The sequence below is a fragment of the Paenibacillus xylanexedens genome, assembly GCF_017874615.1.
Classification (GTDB): Bacteria; Bacillota; Bacilli; order Paenibacillales; family Paenibacillaceae; genus Paenibacillus; species Paenibacillus xylanexedens.
In genome coordinates, this window is record NZ_JAGIKV010000009.1 from 22,035 (window position 1) to 38,346 (window position 16,312).

Annotated in this window: 16 protein-coding genes; 7 read left to right on the plus strand and 9 right to left on the minus strand. The window is 42.0% G+C overall.

Translation table 11 applies throughout. The annotated features are described in order from the left end of the window. Positions 1–35: 35 nt before the first annotated feature. The 3 genes from J2Z28_RS13615 (at position 36) to J2Z28_RS13625 (ending at position 2,544) form a co-directional block, all read left to right on the plus strand. On the plus strand, positions 36–1,034 hold the full coding sequence (locus tag J2Z28_RS13615; RefSeq protein ID WP_211083018.1) for an NADP-dependent oxidoreductase: 999 nt from the start codon (positions 36–38) through the stop codon (positions 1,032–1,034). Between the two features lie 61 nt (positions 1,035–1,095). Then, positions 1,096–1,674, plus strand: coding sequence for a TetR/AcrR family transcriptional regulator (locus tag J2Z28_RS13620; RefSeq protein WP_100529793.1), 579 nt, complete (start codon positions 1,096–1,098; stop codon positions 1,672–1,674). 87 nt (positions 1,675–1,761) lie between these two features. Beyond that, a complete protein-coding gene (locus tag J2Z28_RS13625; RefSeq protein WP_211082905.1) occupies positions 1,762–2,544 on the plus strand; it encodes an SDR family NAD(P)-dependent oxidoreductase in 783 nt (260 codons plus the stop codon). An 18-nt stretch (positions 2,545–2,562) separates the two neighbouring features. On the opposite strand, the gene J2Z28_RS13630 is transcribed toward J2Z28_RS13625, so the two are convergent. The 8 genes from J2Z28_RS13630 to mprF form a co-directional block, all read right to left on the minus strand. Next, on the minus strand, positions 2,563–3,177 hold the full coding sequence (locus tag J2Z28_RS13630; protein WP_342357500.1) for a class I SAM-dependent methyltransferase: 615 nt from the start codon (positions 3,175–3,177) through the stop codon (positions 2,563–2,565). Positions 3,178–3,196: 19 nt separating this feature from the next. Next, complete coding sequence (locus J2Z28_RS13635) at positions 3,197–4,240, minus strand: sensor histidine kinase (RefSeq protein WP_211083019.1); 1,044 nt, start codon at positions 4,238–4,240, stop codon at positions 3,197–3,199. 49 nt (positions 4,241–4,289) lie between these two features. Beyond that, positions 4,290–4,970, minus strand: a complete 681-nt coding sequence (locus J2Z28_RS13640) for a response regulator transcription factor (protein WP_211082907.1) — start codon at positions 4,968–4,970, stop codon at positions 4,290–4,292. A gap of 57 nt (positions 4,971–5,027) precedes the next feature. After that, a complete protein-coding gene (locus tag J2Z28_RS13645; protein ID WP_211082908.1) occupies positions 5,028–5,594 on the minus strand; it encodes a class I SAM-dependent methyltransferase in 567 nt (188 codons plus the stop codon). A gap of 41 nt (positions 5,595–5,635) precedes the next feature. After that, the gene (locus J2Z28_RS13650) at positions 5,636–6,139 is read right to left on the minus strand and encodes a DedA family protein (RefSeq protein WP_211082909.1); all 504 of its coding nucleotides are present in this window, start codon (positions 6,137–6,139) and stop codon (positions 5,636–5,638) included. A gap of 360 nt (positions 6,140–6,499) precedes the next feature. Beyond that, complete coding sequence (locus J2Z28_RS13655; protein WP_211082910.1) at positions 6,500–7,117, minus strand: HAMP domain-containing histidine kinase; 618 nt, start codon at positions 7,115–7,117, stop codon at positions 6,500–6,502. 8 nt (positions 7,118–7,125) lie between these two features. Continuing rightward, positions 7,126–7,773, minus strand: a complete 648-nt coding sequence (locus J2Z28_RS13660; RefSeq protein ID WP_211082911.1) for a phosphatase PAP2 family protein — start codon at positions 7,771–7,773, stop codon at positions 7,126–7,128. Between the two features lie 600 nt (positions 7,774–8,373). Then, positions 8,374–11,004: a bifunctional lysylphosphatidylglycerol flippase/synthetase MprF gene (gene mprF, locus J2Z28_RS13665; RefSeq protein WP_211082912.1), complete on the minus strand. Its 2,631-nt coding sequence runs from the start codon at positions 11,002–11,004 to the stop codon at positions 8,374–8,376. A 212-nt stretch (positions 11,005–11,216) separates the two neighbouring features. On the opposite strand from mprF, the gene J2Z28_RS13670 reads away from it, so the two are divergent. Continuing rightward, a complete protein-coding gene (locus J2Z28_RS13670) occupies positions 11,217–11,804 on the plus strand; it encodes a sigma-70 family RNA polymerase sigma factor (RefSeq protein WP_211082913.1) in 588 nt (195 codons plus the stop codon). Next, on the plus strand, positions 11,791–12,540 hold the full coding sequence (locus tag J2Z28_RS13675) for a DUF3600 domain-containing protein (RefSeq protein WP_211082914.1): 750 nt from the start codon (positions 11,791–11,793) through the stop codon (positions 12,538–12,540). Before J2Z28_RS13670 ends, J2Z28_RS13675 begins: the two co-directional genes overlap by 14 nt. Positions 12,541–12,614: 74 nt before the next feature. On the opposite strand, the gene J2Z28_RS13680 is transcribed toward J2Z28_RS13675, so the two are convergent. After that, on the minus strand, positions 12,615–13,490 hold the full coding sequence (locus J2Z28_RS13680) for an AraC family transcriptional regulator (RefSeq protein ID WP_211082915.1): 876 nt from the start codon (positions 13,488–13,490) through the stop codon (positions 12,615–12,617). Between the two features lie 108 nt (positions 13,491–13,598). Between J2Z28_RS13680 and J2Z28_RS13685 the strand changes: the two genes are divergently transcribed. Then, positions 13,599–14,756, plus strand: coding sequence for a Gfo/Idh/MocA family protein (locus J2Z28_RS13685; protein ID WP_211083020.1), 1,158 nt, complete (start codon positions 13,599–13,601; stop codon positions 14,754–14,756). 478 nt (positions 14,757–15,234) lie between these two features. Next, entirely contained in the window at positions 15,235–16,299 is a 1,065-nt protein-coding gene (locus J2Z28_RS13690) for a nucleotidyl cyclase domain-containing protein (RefSeq protein ID WP_211082916.1), read from the plus strand. The last annotated feature ends 13 nt before the right edge of the window (positions 16,300–16,312 follow it).

Genomic DNA, 16,312 nt, shown 5'->3' on the forward strand with positions numbered 1-16,312 from the left:
GTTCCTAGTCTATAAGCAAAGGAAGAGGATAAATGATGAGAGCGGCTCAAATAAAGAAATACTCCAAAAAAATCCAAGTGGAAGTCAATAATATTGAGATACCTCAAATTCAGAGCCATGAGGTTCTTGTCAAAGTGAAAGCTGCGGGTGTAAATCCGCTGGATATCTTGAATATGAATGGTAGTGTTCGGATGATTGCCGACTATAAGTTACCTCTAACTTTAGGGAATGAACTATCGGGTGTCATTGAAGCCGTCGGTGATGATGTTTTGAAATTTAAAGTGGGTGATAAGGTTTATACCAGGTTGCCACTAAATAAAATTGGTGCTTTTGCTGAATATGCGGCTGTACATGAGGATGCTTTATCCATGATGCCTGAAAATCTGTCTTTTATCGAAGCTGCTGCAGTACCCCTTACTGCCTTGACCGCGTATCAAGCATTGCATGATGTGCTCCGAGCGGAACCGAATAAAAAGTTGTTTATACCTGGCGGAACCGGGGGATTCGGTGCGATGGCTATCCCAATTGCCAAGTCTATGGGATTAACGGTGATTACAAGTGGCAGTGAACGGGGCAGAGCACGTAGTTTATCTATTGGAGCAGATCAATTCATTAATTATAAGACTGAGCGTTATGCTGATATCCTGTCCGATATCGATTATGTGATCGACACTTTGGGTGCGGACGAAATGAAAGCTGAACTGAGTATTTTGAAACCACAGGGGAAATTAGTCTCTTTGAAGGCAGGACCCAATTATCGCTTTGCAGTGGACAGTCAATTCCCGTTGTGGAAAAGAGCATTGTTTGGTCTCGTAGGTGCACGCCTGGATTCTTTAGCGCGTAAGAATCAAAATGTATATCGTTTTTTATTCGTGCACTCCAGTGGAGTTCAATTGCAAGAGATTACAGCTTTTATAGAAAAAGAAGACATTAAACCTTCGATCGATTCTACGTATACGTTTGATGACATTGAAAAGGCATTGATCAAAGTATCCACGGGTCACTCTCAGGGCAAAGTCATTGTTACCTTTTAAAGGCTCGTTAAGATCATGCTCATGCTATTTAATGTTCGTTTTCTGAACAGGAGGGAAACCAATGGCGAGAAGCAAAGAGTTCGAAGAGTCTGTTGTACTGGATAAAGCGATGAGACTTTTTTGGGAACAAGGTTATGAGAAGACGTCTATGACGGATCTGGTTAATCATATGGGAATTCATCGTAAAAGCTTGTATGACACATTTGGCGACAAACATACCTTGTTTCTAAAGTCAGTAGATCTGTATGATCACAAAATCAGCTCCGCTCTTGCAGCAGGCGTAAAGCGTTCTAAAACGGCAACGGAAGCACTTCAGTTTATATTTCTTTCTTTAATTCATGGAGAGGAATCTCCAGCATCAGGCTGCTTCATTGTTAATTCGACGGTAGAATTGGCGGCACGTGATAAAGACATGAACCACCGATCAACGGAGATGTTTGCAAATACGGAGAAACTAATCAAGGACATTATGGTGTGGGGACAGCAAGAAGGTGAATTCACAACGGAGTACAACGCCGAGGTATTGGCGGAATATCTGCATAACGTAAGCATTGGGTTAAGGGGGATGGCCAAGACTTCGATGACCAAGGAAAAACTGCTTCGTATAGCGATGCTATCCATGGATCTCATACTAAGGTAGTCTATTTTTTTTACTATTATAGAATGTTCATTCTAATTTATGTTCCAGATGAAACATATTTTATAGAAAAGAGAGGCAGGTCACGATATGAGAAAGACAGTTCTAATCACAGGGGTATCGGGTGGGATCGGTAAAGAGTTAGCTGATCGGTTTGCCAAAGGTGGACATCATATTGTGCTGGTAGCACGAAGCGAGGGTAAAATACAGGATCTAGCTCAGGAGTATCAGAAAAAGTATGGTATTCAGGCAACGGTTATTGTCAAAGATGTAGCGGCACCTGGGGTACCACAGGAGATTTATCATGAGCTGAAGGAAAAGGGCATTGTTGTTGACTATCTTGTCAACAATGCAGGTTTCGGTCTGTTCGGGACGTTTATGGAAACGGATCTGGAACAAGAAGTTAATATGATTGACGTAAATATCAAGGCTTTAACCGTCATGACAAAGCTATTCTTGCCGGATATGATCCAACGTGGGCACGGCGGTGTGATGAATGTGGCCTCGTTGGTAGGTTTTTTCCCTGGACCGATGATGTCGGTATATTATGCAACAAAGGCATACGTGCTATCGTTCACTGAGGCTTTGGAGAATGAAGTAAGCGGAACTGGCGTTACGGTAACGGCACTGTGCCCAGGCCTGACATCCACTGGATTTGTTGAACGTTCGGGTATGGGTGTCTCGAAGATGCTGCAAGGCCCAATCATGGAAGCGGGACAGGTGGCCGAGGAAGGGTATCAAGGCTTCTTGCGTGGCAAGACTTTAATTATGCCTGGTGCTCGAAATCGATTCATCGCGTTTATGCCGCGGTTGTTGCCGCGTAAGATGATGACCCGCATGATTAGATCCTCACAGGACAAGACAGGACATTAAACATTTATAGAGGATAAATCAAGTCTTCCTCAAGTCGATCGTTACACGTTGTCCTTCATCTTGTCTTTTACGACAAACATATACAAAAACAGGAGGGAAGCTGAAGGGCACAAATTGAATTTTCTCCATCTCAAATAACTCAGCTAATTGTTTCCTCATATGAAGGGAGTACTGGTATAAAACTAACGTGCCTCCAGGTCGGAGCGCTGTATGGATCTGTGACAGGATGTTTTGTCTCATTTCTCTGGAAAAATTAAAAAAGGGCAGTCCGCAAACGATGCTATCCAACTGATGCACATGTTCTTGGTTGATCCTTTTTAAAAGATAGGATGCATTGGAATGGAACATGAATTCAGGATATGTTTTCTTCAGATTACTTCTCATTTTGGTGTCTCTTTCAAATAAAAACACGGTTGCCGATTTCGGTAATTGTGATCTTATGAGCCGGGTGATGGCCCCTGTTCCTGGCCCCAGCTCAGCAATGGTTCTTACCTCATCCCATCGTACAGACTGGACAATTTTCTTAGCCAAATATTTGGAGCTGGGGAGGACACTGCCTACTCGTTTGGGGTTTCTCAGAAATCCTTGCAGGAAAAGAAGTGGTTCGGATGTTTTCATCGCGGTATCCTCCATTATCAATGCTATTGATGTTTCACTGGATGTTAGAAGGCAAGCTTAGTTGGAATATAAATACGTTACGCGTATGTTTTAGTGTTAAAGTCCCCTGATGTAAATCCGCAATGTTTCTCGCAATAGAAAGTCCCAGACCAGATCCTGATTGAATACCTTCGCTATTCCTCGAATAATCCACCTTATAAAAGCGATCAAACAGTCTGTTTTTTTGTTCTATCGTTAGTGGTATGCCTTTATTCTCTACTTCAATGGTAACGTGATTATGCTGCACACTCATTCGAACATGAATCGTGCCCGGTTTAAAGGAATACTTGAGTGCATTCATGAGGAGATTGTCGATGGCTCTAGCGATCTTATCACTATCCAGGGAAACCATGATTGGAGCATTACCGAGTGTTTTTTCAATACGAATCCCATGCTCCTGAGCTAAAGGTTCGAATTCAAACAACAATTGGTCCAATAGCTGACAGAGGTCAACATTTTTTAAATCCAATTGGGTGTTCACTTCGTTAAGACGCGTATATTCAAATAAATCATCGAGTAACTTCTTCAAATGCGTTGCTTTGTTATAGGTATTTTGGATGAAACGATCATACTCTGCTTTGTCTTGAAATGATTCTGATTTGAGAAGCTCAATATAGCCAATTATGCTGGTAAGCGGTGTACGCAGATCATGTGAGATGCCAGTGATCATGTCCATCTTGGATTGCTCTAATTCACGTTCTTTAGCAATCTGTTGCTTTAACTGTTCTGTCATGTGATTGATGTTGGAAGCAACGCGTCCAAGTTCATCTTGTCGATTAACGGGCACCCTATAATTCAGATTTCCTTCAGATATGATTTGAAGCCCTTGCTCTAATGTAATGAGATCTCTCACAATTTTTCGTGTGGAAAACAAAAAAATTAACGTGAAAATTACGATGAAGATTGGTGTTAGAACGTAAGGGAAAATGTAAAGAAGCGAAGGCCAATTAAATCTTTCACTAATTTTTGCGGCACCTATGATTAACATATTATTGACACCCACAGAGCCAACAAACGAAATCAATAAACTGATCAACATTTGATATAGGATGTTAATCTGTATCTTTTTTTTAAACTGTGGTAATCGTTTAATCAATTTTATATCCCACTCCCCATACCGTTTTAATGTACTGAGGTTCCCGCGGATTTACTTCCAATTTCTCTCGCAGATTACGAATGTGGACCATCACCGTATTATCCGAATACCCGTAAGGTTCTTTCCATACGGTTTCGTAAATTTTCTCGGAACTAAATACTTGTCCAGGATGGCTGGCAAGCAGCACCAGAATGGAAAACTCTAATGGTGTAAGCGAAATGTCATTATCTTTGAGCTTCACAGAATGTTTACTCGTATCAATGACAAGGTCCTTGATCAAGATAAGTGAATTGGATTCTGGTTTCCCGATCAGGGTTTGACGTCGTAACTGAGCTTTAACGCGAGCCAGCAATTCTAGCGGATTAAACGGTTTGACCATGTAATCGTCAGCCCCGGTAGTCAGGCCCGTAATTTTATCAATGTCTTCTTCCTTGGCGGATAACATAATGATGGGAGTGGTTGATACTTCTCTTATTTTGAAGCAGGCTTTGATTCCGTTCATGATGGGCATCATGACATCCAGTATTACGAGTTGGACCGATGTTGTTTTGATAATATTTAATGCTTCTTCACCATTGGCTGCTTCAATGACCTGATATCCTTCGTTACGTAAATAGACATGAATGACATCCCGGATATCGGGTTCATCATCAACAACGAGAACGGTATTCATAATTCAACACTCCTTAAAAATTAGGATAACATCAGTGTATACGATAGCTTAAGATGTTTAAATTGTTTCCTTTTTGCGACAGACATAAACGAACGCAGGCGGGATATTCAAAGGCACGAATTCTATTTTTTCGATGATAAAGTGTTCGGATAATGTTTTTTTCATTTGAAGTGAATATTGAAAGGCGATGAATAACCCTCCAGGTTTGAGTGCCTTATGGATCTGGTCTACCAACGTATTTCTTAATTCAGGCTCAAAGTTGAAAAACGGCAACCCGCTAAAAATGTAATCCAGTTGCTTAACGCCCTCTTGATTCATGGATTCTACCAATCGAGCGGCGTCTGGATAACAGGAGAACTCCGGGTATGCCGTCTGAAGATTATTTCTCATCGTTTCGTTCATCTCAAACAATAGGACTTTGGTGGAATCCTGTACTTGTTGATGAATATAACGAGTGATCGGACCTGTACCCGATCCAAGCTCGGCGACTGCTTTTGCCTCTAGCCAAGAGGCTTGCTTCACCATTTTGCTGGCGAGAAACCGGGAGCTGGGTATGATACTGCCAACATGTTTAGGGCTTTGCAGAAAACTTTTCAAAAATAAAACAGGTTCATTGGAATTCATAGGGGTTCCTCCATAATGTGATGGTATGTTATTCAAACCAGTTAGAAATGTAATAAACGAAGCGTAGATAGTATGGGGCCGCCGAAGTAAATTCCCGCTGTAAAATACGTTATGGTCCATAACAATGCACTGGAATAGGAGATAAGAGCAAATTTTCTATACTGCACGCCGCTCAGTCCAATGACCAAGGGGAGAACATATCTCACGATTGGAATGAACAAACCGATACACATCGCCCAATTGCCACTCTTATTCAGAATCAATTCAGCCTTGATGAAGTGTTTATGATGTTGAAATCTGTGTTTTATCTTGGGGCCAAATAACTTCCCAGCAAAATAAGCAAAGGTAATGGCCGTTAATAGTCCTGATAAAATACAGAAGTATGTGATCCATGAATTGATAACTCCTGTGTGACTCAAAATGGCACCGCTGATAATCGTGATTTCATTTGGAATTGGAATCCCGAAAGGCCCTAATGAGAAGGCAAAATAAAAAATCAGATAACCATACTGATGAAGTAGCTCTAAGATCGTATTACTGATCATTGTTTTGCCTCCTCTCTTGTTGATATTGCAATCATAATGAAAAGAACTAAGGAATTAATGAGCATAAATCTGAAGAAAATCTAAAGAATACATAAGCAAAGCCAAACAACTACGTGCAAGAGAAAAAAGCCTTGCCAACGTACTGGCAAGACTTGAATAGGTGGATATACTCAGGAGCGGTGATCAATTGGCACAGTCATAACCATAATGTTGTTCGCGTGATTCAATGTTAACGTGCCACCTTGCAGCTTAATCATATTTCTGGCGATATGAAGGTCCATTGCAGTTCTGGCGTAGATCTCTGATGCAGTGCGGGATGAGCTATGCAGTTGTGTGCGATCCATAGGTATGCCGTATTCATCAAGTATCATGGGAAGAGAGTCGGGCATGCTGAATTAGATCATTCATTCGTTTTCGAAGTTGAGAGGCATCTGTATATGTTTCTTGTACAATCCGGCTATATTCTTCCTGATTGGGAACTGATTTGCTTTTTAACAACTCTACGTTTCGAATGATCCCTTCCAGGGGGGTGTAAAGTTCATTCGATATACCTTCGATCCATTCCTTTTTGACGGTCTCGTACTCATGTTCCTCGATCATCTGCTTTTGTAATTGCTCCACCATGGAATGAAGTTGAGACGAAAATGTTCTTAATTCAACATGTTGCAGTGGAGGCACTCGATAGCTCAAGTCTCCTCCCGAGATGATGCGTATGGCGTGGTCCAAAATGGCAATTTCCTTAACGATGCGATGAGTCAGAATGAAAAAAGATATCACATAAAACGTAGTAAATAGGATAAGAACAAGGTATGCCAGATGCAGTTGCAATAGATACAGCTCGGCTAGATGATGAACTGCGGCAAGCGGTAGCAAGCATATGAAGGTCATGAGAAAGGCAATCAGAAGACTGAAAACAGAACTGATAAGGATATGGAAACGAATACTATGTTTGCGATAAAACGAGGGGAAATCTGTCAATGTTCATCTCACTCCAATCGAGTCGATTTAACACGGGATGAGAGAGCATGCAGGGTTGTTCCAGCCAAGCGGAAACAAAGTTCTCCCACTAGTATCCCACCTGCAATATCTACAACGACATGTTGTTTCACCAGTACGGTAGACATCATAATAAGAATGGAAAGGGTGGAAGTCATCGCCCATATCGCTCGTCCAAATACACGTGTTCCTCTAAGGATCAGATAACTGGTTAGCACATGAATACTCGGAAAACAGTTGTAGGGTTGATCGTTAGAGTAGATGTAATCAACCATCGTGAAGAGAAATCCTTTCTCCCCCTGGATGTTAGGGCGCTCAATCGCTGTCTGGAACAGAGCGAAGAAGAGGTACGAGATCACCAGACCACTGCATAGTGCAATGAGCGTTTGAAAATAGGTTTGCTTGTCCTTAAAAGCAAGTGCTATTAATGCACCTGTAATGAATGGGTACCATAATACATAAGGAATGATAAAGGCCGGGACAAAAGGGATCATGGAATCCAGGGGCGTTGCAAGACTGTAGACATGATTTCCAGCCCGATTTAGCACTCCGTAGAAGATATTTAAGATTGGAACGGCTGCAAGCCAAAGCAGGGAAAGCCAGGCTGATTTAGTAGATGACGAATTGGAAAGCTTCAAATGCTCAACTCCTATACGGATTTATCAATGTACCCATAGTAGAGGTAAACTCTGAAGAACTTGAGAGGGATTTTCTAAAGAATTTCTGAATATCAGGTAAAGTTTGTCTCGAAATAGAGTGGTATGAACAGATGGCATAAAGAAGAGCCGAGACATCATAATGACGACTCAGCTCTTGGGTAGGAGGTAGAACCAGTTGAATTTTATACCAGCAACAAAAAACAAAACAATCCATCCCCATAGAAACAACAAACGTAGAGGTCGTGGAATCAGGAGATATTCTGAGTACAATTTGCTGAAAAATTTCATTACAGTTGTGACCACCCCTGCTAAGTTACTCCCTTACATTCGCTTTCGAAAGAAAAAGAAATAAGCCGATATAATAACCGAAATTCCAATAAGTCTATATGTTGTGACGTAGATATCAGAGTTAGTTCTGCCCATTACAAAAACGACGATCACAACAAATACGATTAAAAGACCAAAAGTGATCTTATAACTCAGACGAGAAACCTCCTCCAGTTATATCAAAATTAGGTATATTATATCATGTTATACGCCAGAGGATTTTCTTTGTAACAGATTTAACCAAACCATTACTCATTCAGGACAACGAGATACTAACCGAATAAGATCAAGCGTAAGCAGGGGAAGTGCCATGCCTGAAGGATATGCTAAGTACCTTGCATGCCACTCCGGCGAGTATTTTTCCTTGTATCGGCGTAATCCTTCGAATCCGTACCAGTACCCACCGTACCGGAAGACCAGACGGGCTAGTTTTTCTTCACGATGAGAGTTTTGATTCTCACCAACGCTGGAGAGCGGAGACATGCCGAGATTAAAGTAAGAATACCCCTGTTCTTTGGCCCATTCAATCAATCGTACAAATAGCACATCCATCGTACCGTTCGGTGTATCATTCAGATGGCGCATCAGATCAATGGAGATGACTTGATGATGACTATAGGATGGGGCCAACGTTGCAAATGCTAGTATACGGCCTTGCGCATTACGAAGCAGTGTTAAGGGGGAGCGCTGAATATAGGCTTCGCTGAACCATCCCAATGAATACGTTTTTTCCTTACGATCGCCGAGCCACTCGTCCGAAATTTGACGCAATTCAGATAGTAATTCTGAAGAATATGGCGGGGATAATACTTCAAAGATCTGTCCTTCGCGATCTGATTTATTTAAGGCTGTGCGTAAGTTTTGATTACTTTTCCCACGTAGAGTAAATGTATCTAGAGGTACCAAAGCTTCTTCGCCTAATTTGAAAAATTTGTAGCCATTCTCATGATAAATCGACAGGTATTCAGGTGTAGCCTGATAAAAAACGACGGTCAATGCATAATTATTCGCATAACTCTGAAATTCTTGAATCGCAGCACCAACAAGGTTTTTATTGCCGATTGGATCACCAAGTACAATGAGTTTCTGACGTACTTGAGCGTAGGGAATCAGAACCTGATCATTTTGGGCCCAGTAAAAATGTTTGTCACCCAGATAGAGGAGATGAGTTAATAGATTACCGTCTTCTGTGGCAATGAATTGAGTGAGTTTATCCATATCTTCTTCATCAGGGCCCACTTCTGTATAGCGAGACGGACGCAATGTAAAGACAAAAGCCATCACAATCAAAGCACCCATTAATCCACTAAGCGCTGTTAACATATAGTCGTGAGGATGTGACACCCATTGTTGCGGACGCATGGGCAGGTGTTGCAGAATAGCCGGATGCAGCTGTGAACCTATAATGTAATACGACAACGATGAGATTAGAGCAAGAAACGTCCAGATCCAGATGCTTCGTGCAGATATACGAATACTCTCACGATTAAATCGTGTAGGGGATATCCACAGAATGAACGCCACGGTTAATAATATAAGTGCTTCTTCGTAATCAAATCCTTTGGCAAATGTGAAAATAGCTCCTGCTAACAACAATGCTCCAGTCCACAAGTAAGCTCGGCGAATACGCATGGATATCCCCCAGGATATGACGATAAGCATGATACCGATAGTTACTGACAATTGTTCAGATAAGCGCATCATGGATAAAGATAACAGATGTTCCATGAAGCGTAACCGATCTATAAGGCCTGGAGAAACCGCGGAGATGAGTAGAAGGACCCCGCTAGCGAATACTAGCTTGCCAAGTATCCACGCACCCAGATCACTAAGCAAACTGAAACGTGAAGGCCAATTCCAGCATCTGACCCATATATTACGTGAAGCATTGAAACAGTTCTTCGTAATATCCTGCCATTGCTGTCGACTTGGACGCATCTCAAGCCCGGCCAATACCAGACCGATGAGCCAAGGAATGACAAAGTAAAACATGCGGAATAACAACAAAATCATTAGTGCACGTGAAGGCTCAACACCTAAAGTTTGCAGACCAAGCAAGGCGATCAGATCAAAAGCGCCAATGCCGCCTGGAGCCATACTAATGATCCCGGCAATAGCTGCCACAACGTATACCCCAAATACCGGAGCGAACGGTAAGGGATGCAGATCAGAAAAAGCAAACAACCAAAATAATGTTCCTGCACAAGCCCATTCGAGAACAGAGGAACCCAGAGAAGCGATAATGACGGTCCATGGTAATCTGCCATTTCCCTTGTTAAACCATTTGGCGAATAGGGAAGAACGTTGCATGAGTAAGAAAAACGGTAAGTATAATGCAACTCCCCATACGCCTAGCCGAAGCCAAGGATGCTGTTCAAATAGAAGTTCTACAGGCAAAATACCGATTAGTGCAAGACCGCCAAGCAAGGATAGACCAACCAATAAAATAGGCGATAAAAAAAGTATGGCAGCACCCATCGTTTTCATGGGAATCCCGCTTTTCTTATAAAGAAACGCACGTAATCCTACACCAGTAAGACCTGCGAACCCAACCATATTATTGAATGTATTAGCGATCCAGCCGTATCGATACGTGGTTATCCAATGAATATTGAGCTTAAACTGTTTGCGAATTAGAAAATCATACGTACTCATCACAGATACGGCTATAAACGAAGCAATGGTCAATTGAATGATGACATGAACGGGCTTCATATGTATTTCATGAATAATGCTAGCTATATTAATACGCTGAATCTCATGTCTTCCATATACATAGATGATGACGAGAATCGTTACAGGGATTAGAGCCCTAATGATTTTGGATTGATAACAAGCTTTTAGAAACTGAAATAACTTAAGGTTTTGAAGCAAATCTTTCATTGTGTCCTGGACTCCACCTTTATGTGAAAATAGAATTTTAACGTTATTGGGCATGGGTCACGGGTATTTTACGTGCTTCCTGCCGTACAGGAATCATATTGAAAAAAACTAAGGATTTCATAAGTATATTTCTAAAGAAAATCTGAAGAAATAAATCGAACGAAATAATGCTGGCATGCCAATATATAGTGTAAGGAAGAGGGGGATAGATAATGAGTGAGCAAGATGAGTACATAGAACTTATAACGTTAATACGGGCGGGGCATGAAGAAGCTTATGGAGAATTATATGAGAAAACAGTGACGAGGATATATCAAACTGTGCGATTTCTCATCAAGGACAAGTCTGATGCGGAGGATGTAGTACAGGAGATTTACATTCAGGCGTATCGATCATTGGCGCGATATGATGCGGAGCGTGCTTTTCGTCCCTGGTTGATGGGGGTGACGATGCGACAGGTTCAGAGTTATCGACGCAAAAGATTGATGCAGTTTCGGTTTAGCAAGCGGATCGAGAAATCTGACGTTGGTATGGAATATGATTTTTCCACTGATCTGGTCAACAAACTGGCAAATCGTCCTCTGCTGGAACAGGTGCACCGTTTGCCGTACAAGCTGCAGCAGTTGGTCACACTTCATTATTTGAATGAATACACGCAAGAGGAGATTGCTGGCATATTGGAGATTCCACTTGGAACCGTAAAATCGCGTATACATGCGGCGCTGGCGAAGTTGAGACAGAAAGAGAAGATGAATCCAAGATTGCGTGGAAAGGTGGAGGATCTGCATGAAACTCGATGAACAGTTGCGAACAGCCTACCAGGAAGAGACCAAAGACTGGTCCGTTCCTGCGAGAATTAAACATAAAATGATGGATGGTATTCGAAATGATTCACACATCAGAAGAAATCGAAAAAAATGGCTGGTCACTGGGCTATTAGTTGTTGTGCTCGTTATTCCCACCGGAGCCTACGCAGGATACACCTATCTCGCAGACGGAATATATGGTTCGCAGGAGAATATCTCTGCTATGGGGGGAACCGCTGAGGATTATATGAGGTTGGAAGCAAAGCTGCAGACGGCCAAGGCCCATTTCAGTGAAGAAGAATTTGTTCAATATATGGACTTGCTGAAGCAATTAGGGCAAATGGCCGTGAAGTATGCCGATTCTCAGGGCAATATGCATCCAGAGCAGTGGAGTACAGTGGAGCAGAAACGATATAACCTTCTTGTAGCTGAGCTGGAACCGTTTTTTGAGAAGCTGGAAGCTGTGAGTGCAGGGTCATCCCAAAAACTGATGGACGAGCAGCAATTTTGGACGGAACAGTTGGAACAGGCAGAAAAGACATTCACCAAAGAACAATATCGTGAGTTCAAGTCTGTCTATGAACAAATGAAAAAATACAAAGTTATGGTGATGGACAAGGATGGAAGTACCCATGAGGAACGCTTGTCAGCGGAACAAAAGGATGATTTAAGGCAGCTAGAGAGACGCCTAATTCCCTATTTGAAACGGTTGGAGCTCAATGTGCGTTGAATCGGGTGAACTGTGAAAGAGGAGCAGAAGCGGAGAAGTGAATTCTTTCGCTTCTTTCTTGTTGCTGTGATTCATTACTTCCTCCCCTGCACCTTCAGCCGATATTGATGTGGTGTAGAACCTGTGGTAGAACGGAATACTTTGCAAAAGTAAGAGGGGCTGGTCATACCGACACGGTGACCGATTTCGGGAACCGTGAGAGAGGACCGAGTGAGCAATACACAGGCATGACGAATGCGGGTAGCTTGAGCATAAGCAACGATGGTGGTGCCAGTCGCTTTTTTGAATACATGAGACAGATGATAGGGAGATAAATGAAGTGTATCTGCGATATGCTCCAAACGGAACGGCTCATGGTAATGCTGCTCAATCCATTGCATGATGGCTTCGGCATGAGGGCGAAGAACGTTAGCACTGGACGAGAGTACATCTTGGGAGCGGTGCTGCTGCCCGGCCTGCCACAGATAGCGAAGTTGTGCGAGCAGATCCAATAAAAAGAGGCGTGTATCCTCCTCTATTTCATAAGGAAGCAGACCTGGATACGTATCTGCATATTGTTCCATTCGTTGAACGAGTGGGGATGTGGCAACAAGTCGGATGGGCTGAATGGGGGATTGCTCTTCCAGCAGATCCTGTATGAAGTCGTGAGTAACGATAAATTGGGCCCAATATGCCTTCAGTAGATCAAGTTCAACCATGAGTACATTTCGAATGAAAGGCTGCTGTTTGGATACTTTAATCTGGATGTGATGCAATTGAAAAGGTCGAAAAATCATGAGCATACCGGGTTCAAGGGAGAAAGCCTGACCTTCGGTTATCAACTGCCCATATCCTTCGTGAATATAGGTTATCTCCAGCTGCGAATGAGCATGGAACACTTCGCGAGACGTGGTGTTGGATGTACGACGACAGACCAGATTAAATTGTTCTCCCAGAAAGATGGACATCATGAATGCCTCCCTTATCATGCGCAAGATAGTTTTATTTTAGCACAAGATGAACGCATAAAAGCGCTTTATTATTGTGTATTGTGAAGGGAATAAGGGAGGTATGCAATGATGTTAAAAGTGGCGATTATCGGAGCAGGTGCAATTAGTGGAGCACATATCTCAGCATATTTGGCGTTCCCTGAGCGATGTCAGATTGTTACTGTGGTCGATATCTACGTGGAAAAAGCACAGAAGCGAATTAATGAATATGGTCTGGAAGGTGCACAAGCTGTCACGGATTACACAGAGTTACTTGCCCAAAACATTGATCTGGTATCAGTCTGTACACCACCGTATACGCATGCTCCCATTGTGTGTGATTTCATGCAAGCAGGTGCACATGTGTTGGTCGAAAAACCGATGGCATCTTCCCTGGAGGAAGCGGATCTGATGTTGAGAGCAGCGCAAGCAAGTGGCAAGTTGCTGTCCGTAGTAGCACAGAATCGGTTTACGACACCAATGATGAAGCTAAAAGGTGTGCTGGACAGTAAAAGGATGGGCCCCATCGTCCATGTGCAGGTTGATTCGTTCTGGTGGCGGGGCCACAATTATTATGATCTGTGGTGGCGCGGGACATGGGAAAAAGAAGGCGGAGGCTGTACCCTTAATCATGCGGTGCATCATATTGATGCCATGCTCTGGATGATGGGACCTCCAGTGGAACTACAGGCGATGATGGCAAATACGGCACATGATAATGCCGAAGTTGAGGATATATCCATGGCGATGCTTCGCTTCCAGGAAGGGGCGCTTGGCATGATTACCAGTTCCGTCGTACATCACGGAGAGGAGCAACAGTTAATTTTTCAGGGCAAAGAAGCCCGGGTATCTGCACCTTGGAAAGTCGTTGCTTCTACCGCGCGGAATAACGGATTTCCGGAACCGAATCGAGAGTTGGAACACCAGATTCAGAAGCTCGCTGACGAATTACCGGATGTTACTCATGTCGGTCACGCTGGGCAAGTTGAGAATGTGTTAAATGCTATTGAGACAGTATCACCCCTTCTGGTGGATGGCCAAAGTGGTCGGAATACGCTTGAACTGATTGTGGGTATCTATAAGTCGGCAAGCACGGGAGAAAAGGTTGTTTTTCCAATAGGGGCGGAAGACGCGTTTTACACAAGAGAAGGAATTATGCAACATGCCGTACACTTTTATGAAAAAAAGACGACGGTGGACAACTTCGAGGATTCGAGTATTACACTCGGGATGAAGTTGGATTTTTAATGCAAATTTTTAGTATTTTTTAGACTATTTAATCATTTTTTTGTGATAAGAGCAATATGAAAAACTATAGAACAAGTGGGTGATATATCCAAGAAAACGCTGTTAGATCAATTGATCTGGCAGTTTTTCTGGTTGGCTACATACTTGGAAATTTTCTTGTTTTTCATTACCTCTCAATTTAATTGGAAATGAAAAAGGGAATTTCGGATCTGAACTAAACAATGTCTAGGACTGTTGTGAAAATAAAGGACTATATTCTTAGGTACAATTGGTCATAAATAACAAAAATATGTTGTAAAATTGCTGAAATGGGTCTATTATTTAATCTACTGTTACTTATTTATCCAAATGCTAGGTACTAAGAACCAAATTAGATAAGAATTTGATTATATTTAAAATGGGAAAAATGAATGAAAAATTGGAATTGTAAAATTCATGAAATTACATAAATTTCAAGAAAGTGGGTTAAAGGAACTACATGGGGGATTTTGGGAAGTTAACAATCGGTTCTATGTTGTCTATTAATATTGTTTTATTTATCATTGGATTTTTAATGTACAGGAAATGGCGAAACCCAACATACTTAAAGTTTTTGGGAGCTTTTTCTTTAATGTTATTCGCAAATGCGGGTATGGCTCTGATGCCTCATAAGCTCATGTCTGCATATATGTTTTTCATATCACTCTATGCAGCTGGAATGATAATTGCTCAAATCGGGATATTTCGACTTTACTACAACAAACGAACAGACAAACTTTATGTACATTTAGGCGGAACTGCGGTTACTTTGATTACTGCCGCAATGTCTTTGTTCTTACCCGTACAAATGAGTTCCTTTTTAGTGTTTCTCTCTGTAGTAGGTGTGACATTGTACACACTCATCAAGATTTTTCCGGATGTCGGGCTAAATCCACAGTATTTTATGGTAACGATCCTTTTTGCAATGCAGCTATTGTTGCATCTCTCGGGCGCATTTACAGGTTATGAACTATTGGCAGAACTTAGTTTGATTTTGAGTGTTTTTGCTAGCTTCATAGTGTTCACGATGATTTTTGAAAAGATTATTGGGGTTATGCAAGCTGCGACATACACATCAACACGGGATGAAGTAACAGGTTTGTTCACACAAAAACATTTTATTCATCAAGCTAATCAAGCTTTATCCAAAGGGAAGACAGTAGGGGTATTATACATAGAAATTCAGAATCCAACCCATATTTCGGAGGAAGAGTCCTTTAAGAGAGCGGGAAGAGCCGTGGGCAGGGCTTTGGAAGGTAGTGGATTTGCTGGACGTTACCAAAGTGATGTCATTGTAGCTCTTATAACAAGTTCTAATTTACCATTAGCAGAGCTGGCTAACTCCATAAGGATGAAAATTGATGTTGAAGCCTCAAGTACTGTACTGATTGGGTATATTGACACTAAGCCTGAATTTACACTGGATGATCATATCCGTGAGGCGAAAGAAGGCGCTATTCGAACGAAGCAAAGTGGGCTTAATAGAATCTTTGATCTAGACCAAAGTAAAATTTTAGCGGATTAATGGAGGCAAACAT

Bases quoted from the DNA above. Each gene is read 5' to 3' on its own strand.
- J2Z28_RS13680 (WP_211082915.1), bottom strand. From the start codon at position 13,490: ATGATGTCCATCTTTCTGGGAGAACAATTTAATCTGGTCTGTCGTCGT.
- J2Z28_RS13635 (WP_211083019.1), bottom strand. From the start codon at position 4,240: ATGTTGATCAGTTTATTGATTTCGTTTGTTGGCTCTGTGGGTGTCAAT.
- mprF (WP_211082912.1), bottom strand. From the start codon at position 11,004: ATGAAAGATTTGCTTCAAAACCTTAAGTTATTTCAGTTTCTAAAAGCT.
- J2Z28_RS13650 (WP_211082909.1), bottom strand. From the start codon at position 6,139: ATGATCAGTAATACGATCTTAGAGCTACTTCATCAGTATGGTTATCTG.
- J2Z28_RS13640 (WP_211082907.1), bottom strand. From the start codon at position 4,970: ATGAATACCGTTCTCGTTGTTGATGATGAACCCGATATCCGGGATGTC.
- J2Z28_RS13630 (WP_342357500.1), bottom strand. From the start codon at position 3,177: ATGGAGGATACCGCGATGAAAACATCCGAACCACTTCTTTTCCTGCAA.
- J2Z28_RS13625 (WP_211082905.1), top strand. From the start codon at position 1,762: ATGAGAAAGACAGTTCTAATCACAGGGGTATCGGGTGGGATCGGTAAA.
- J2Z28_RS13675 (WP_211082914.1), top strand. From the start codon at position 11,791: ATGAAACTCGATGAACAGTTGCGAACAGCCTACCAGGAAGAGACCAAA.
- J2Z28_RS13615 (WP_211083018.1), top strand. From the start codon at position 36: ATGAGAGCGGCTCAAATAAAGAAATACTCCAAAAAAATCCAAGTGGAA.
- J2Z28_RS13645 (WP_211082908.1), bottom strand. From the start codon at position 5,594: ATGAATTCCAATGAACCTGTTTTATTTTTGAAAAGTTTTCTGCAAAGC.
- J2Z28_RS13670 (WP_211082913.1), top strand. From the start codon at position 11,217: ATGAGTGAGCAAGATGAGTACATAGAACTTATAACGTTAATACGGGCG.
- J2Z28_RS13685 (WP_211083020.1), top strand. From the start codon at position 13,599: ATGTTAAAAGTGGCGATTATCGGAGCAGGTGCAATTAGTGGAGCACAT.
- J2Z28_RS13620 (WP_100529793.1), top strand. From the start codon at position 1,096: ATGGCGAGAAGCAAAGAGTTCGAAGAGTCTGTTGTACTGGATAAAGCG.
- J2Z28_RS13690 (WP_211082916.1), top strand. From the start codon at position 15,235: ATGGGGGATTTTGGGAAGTTAACAATCGGTTCTATGTTGTCTATTAAT.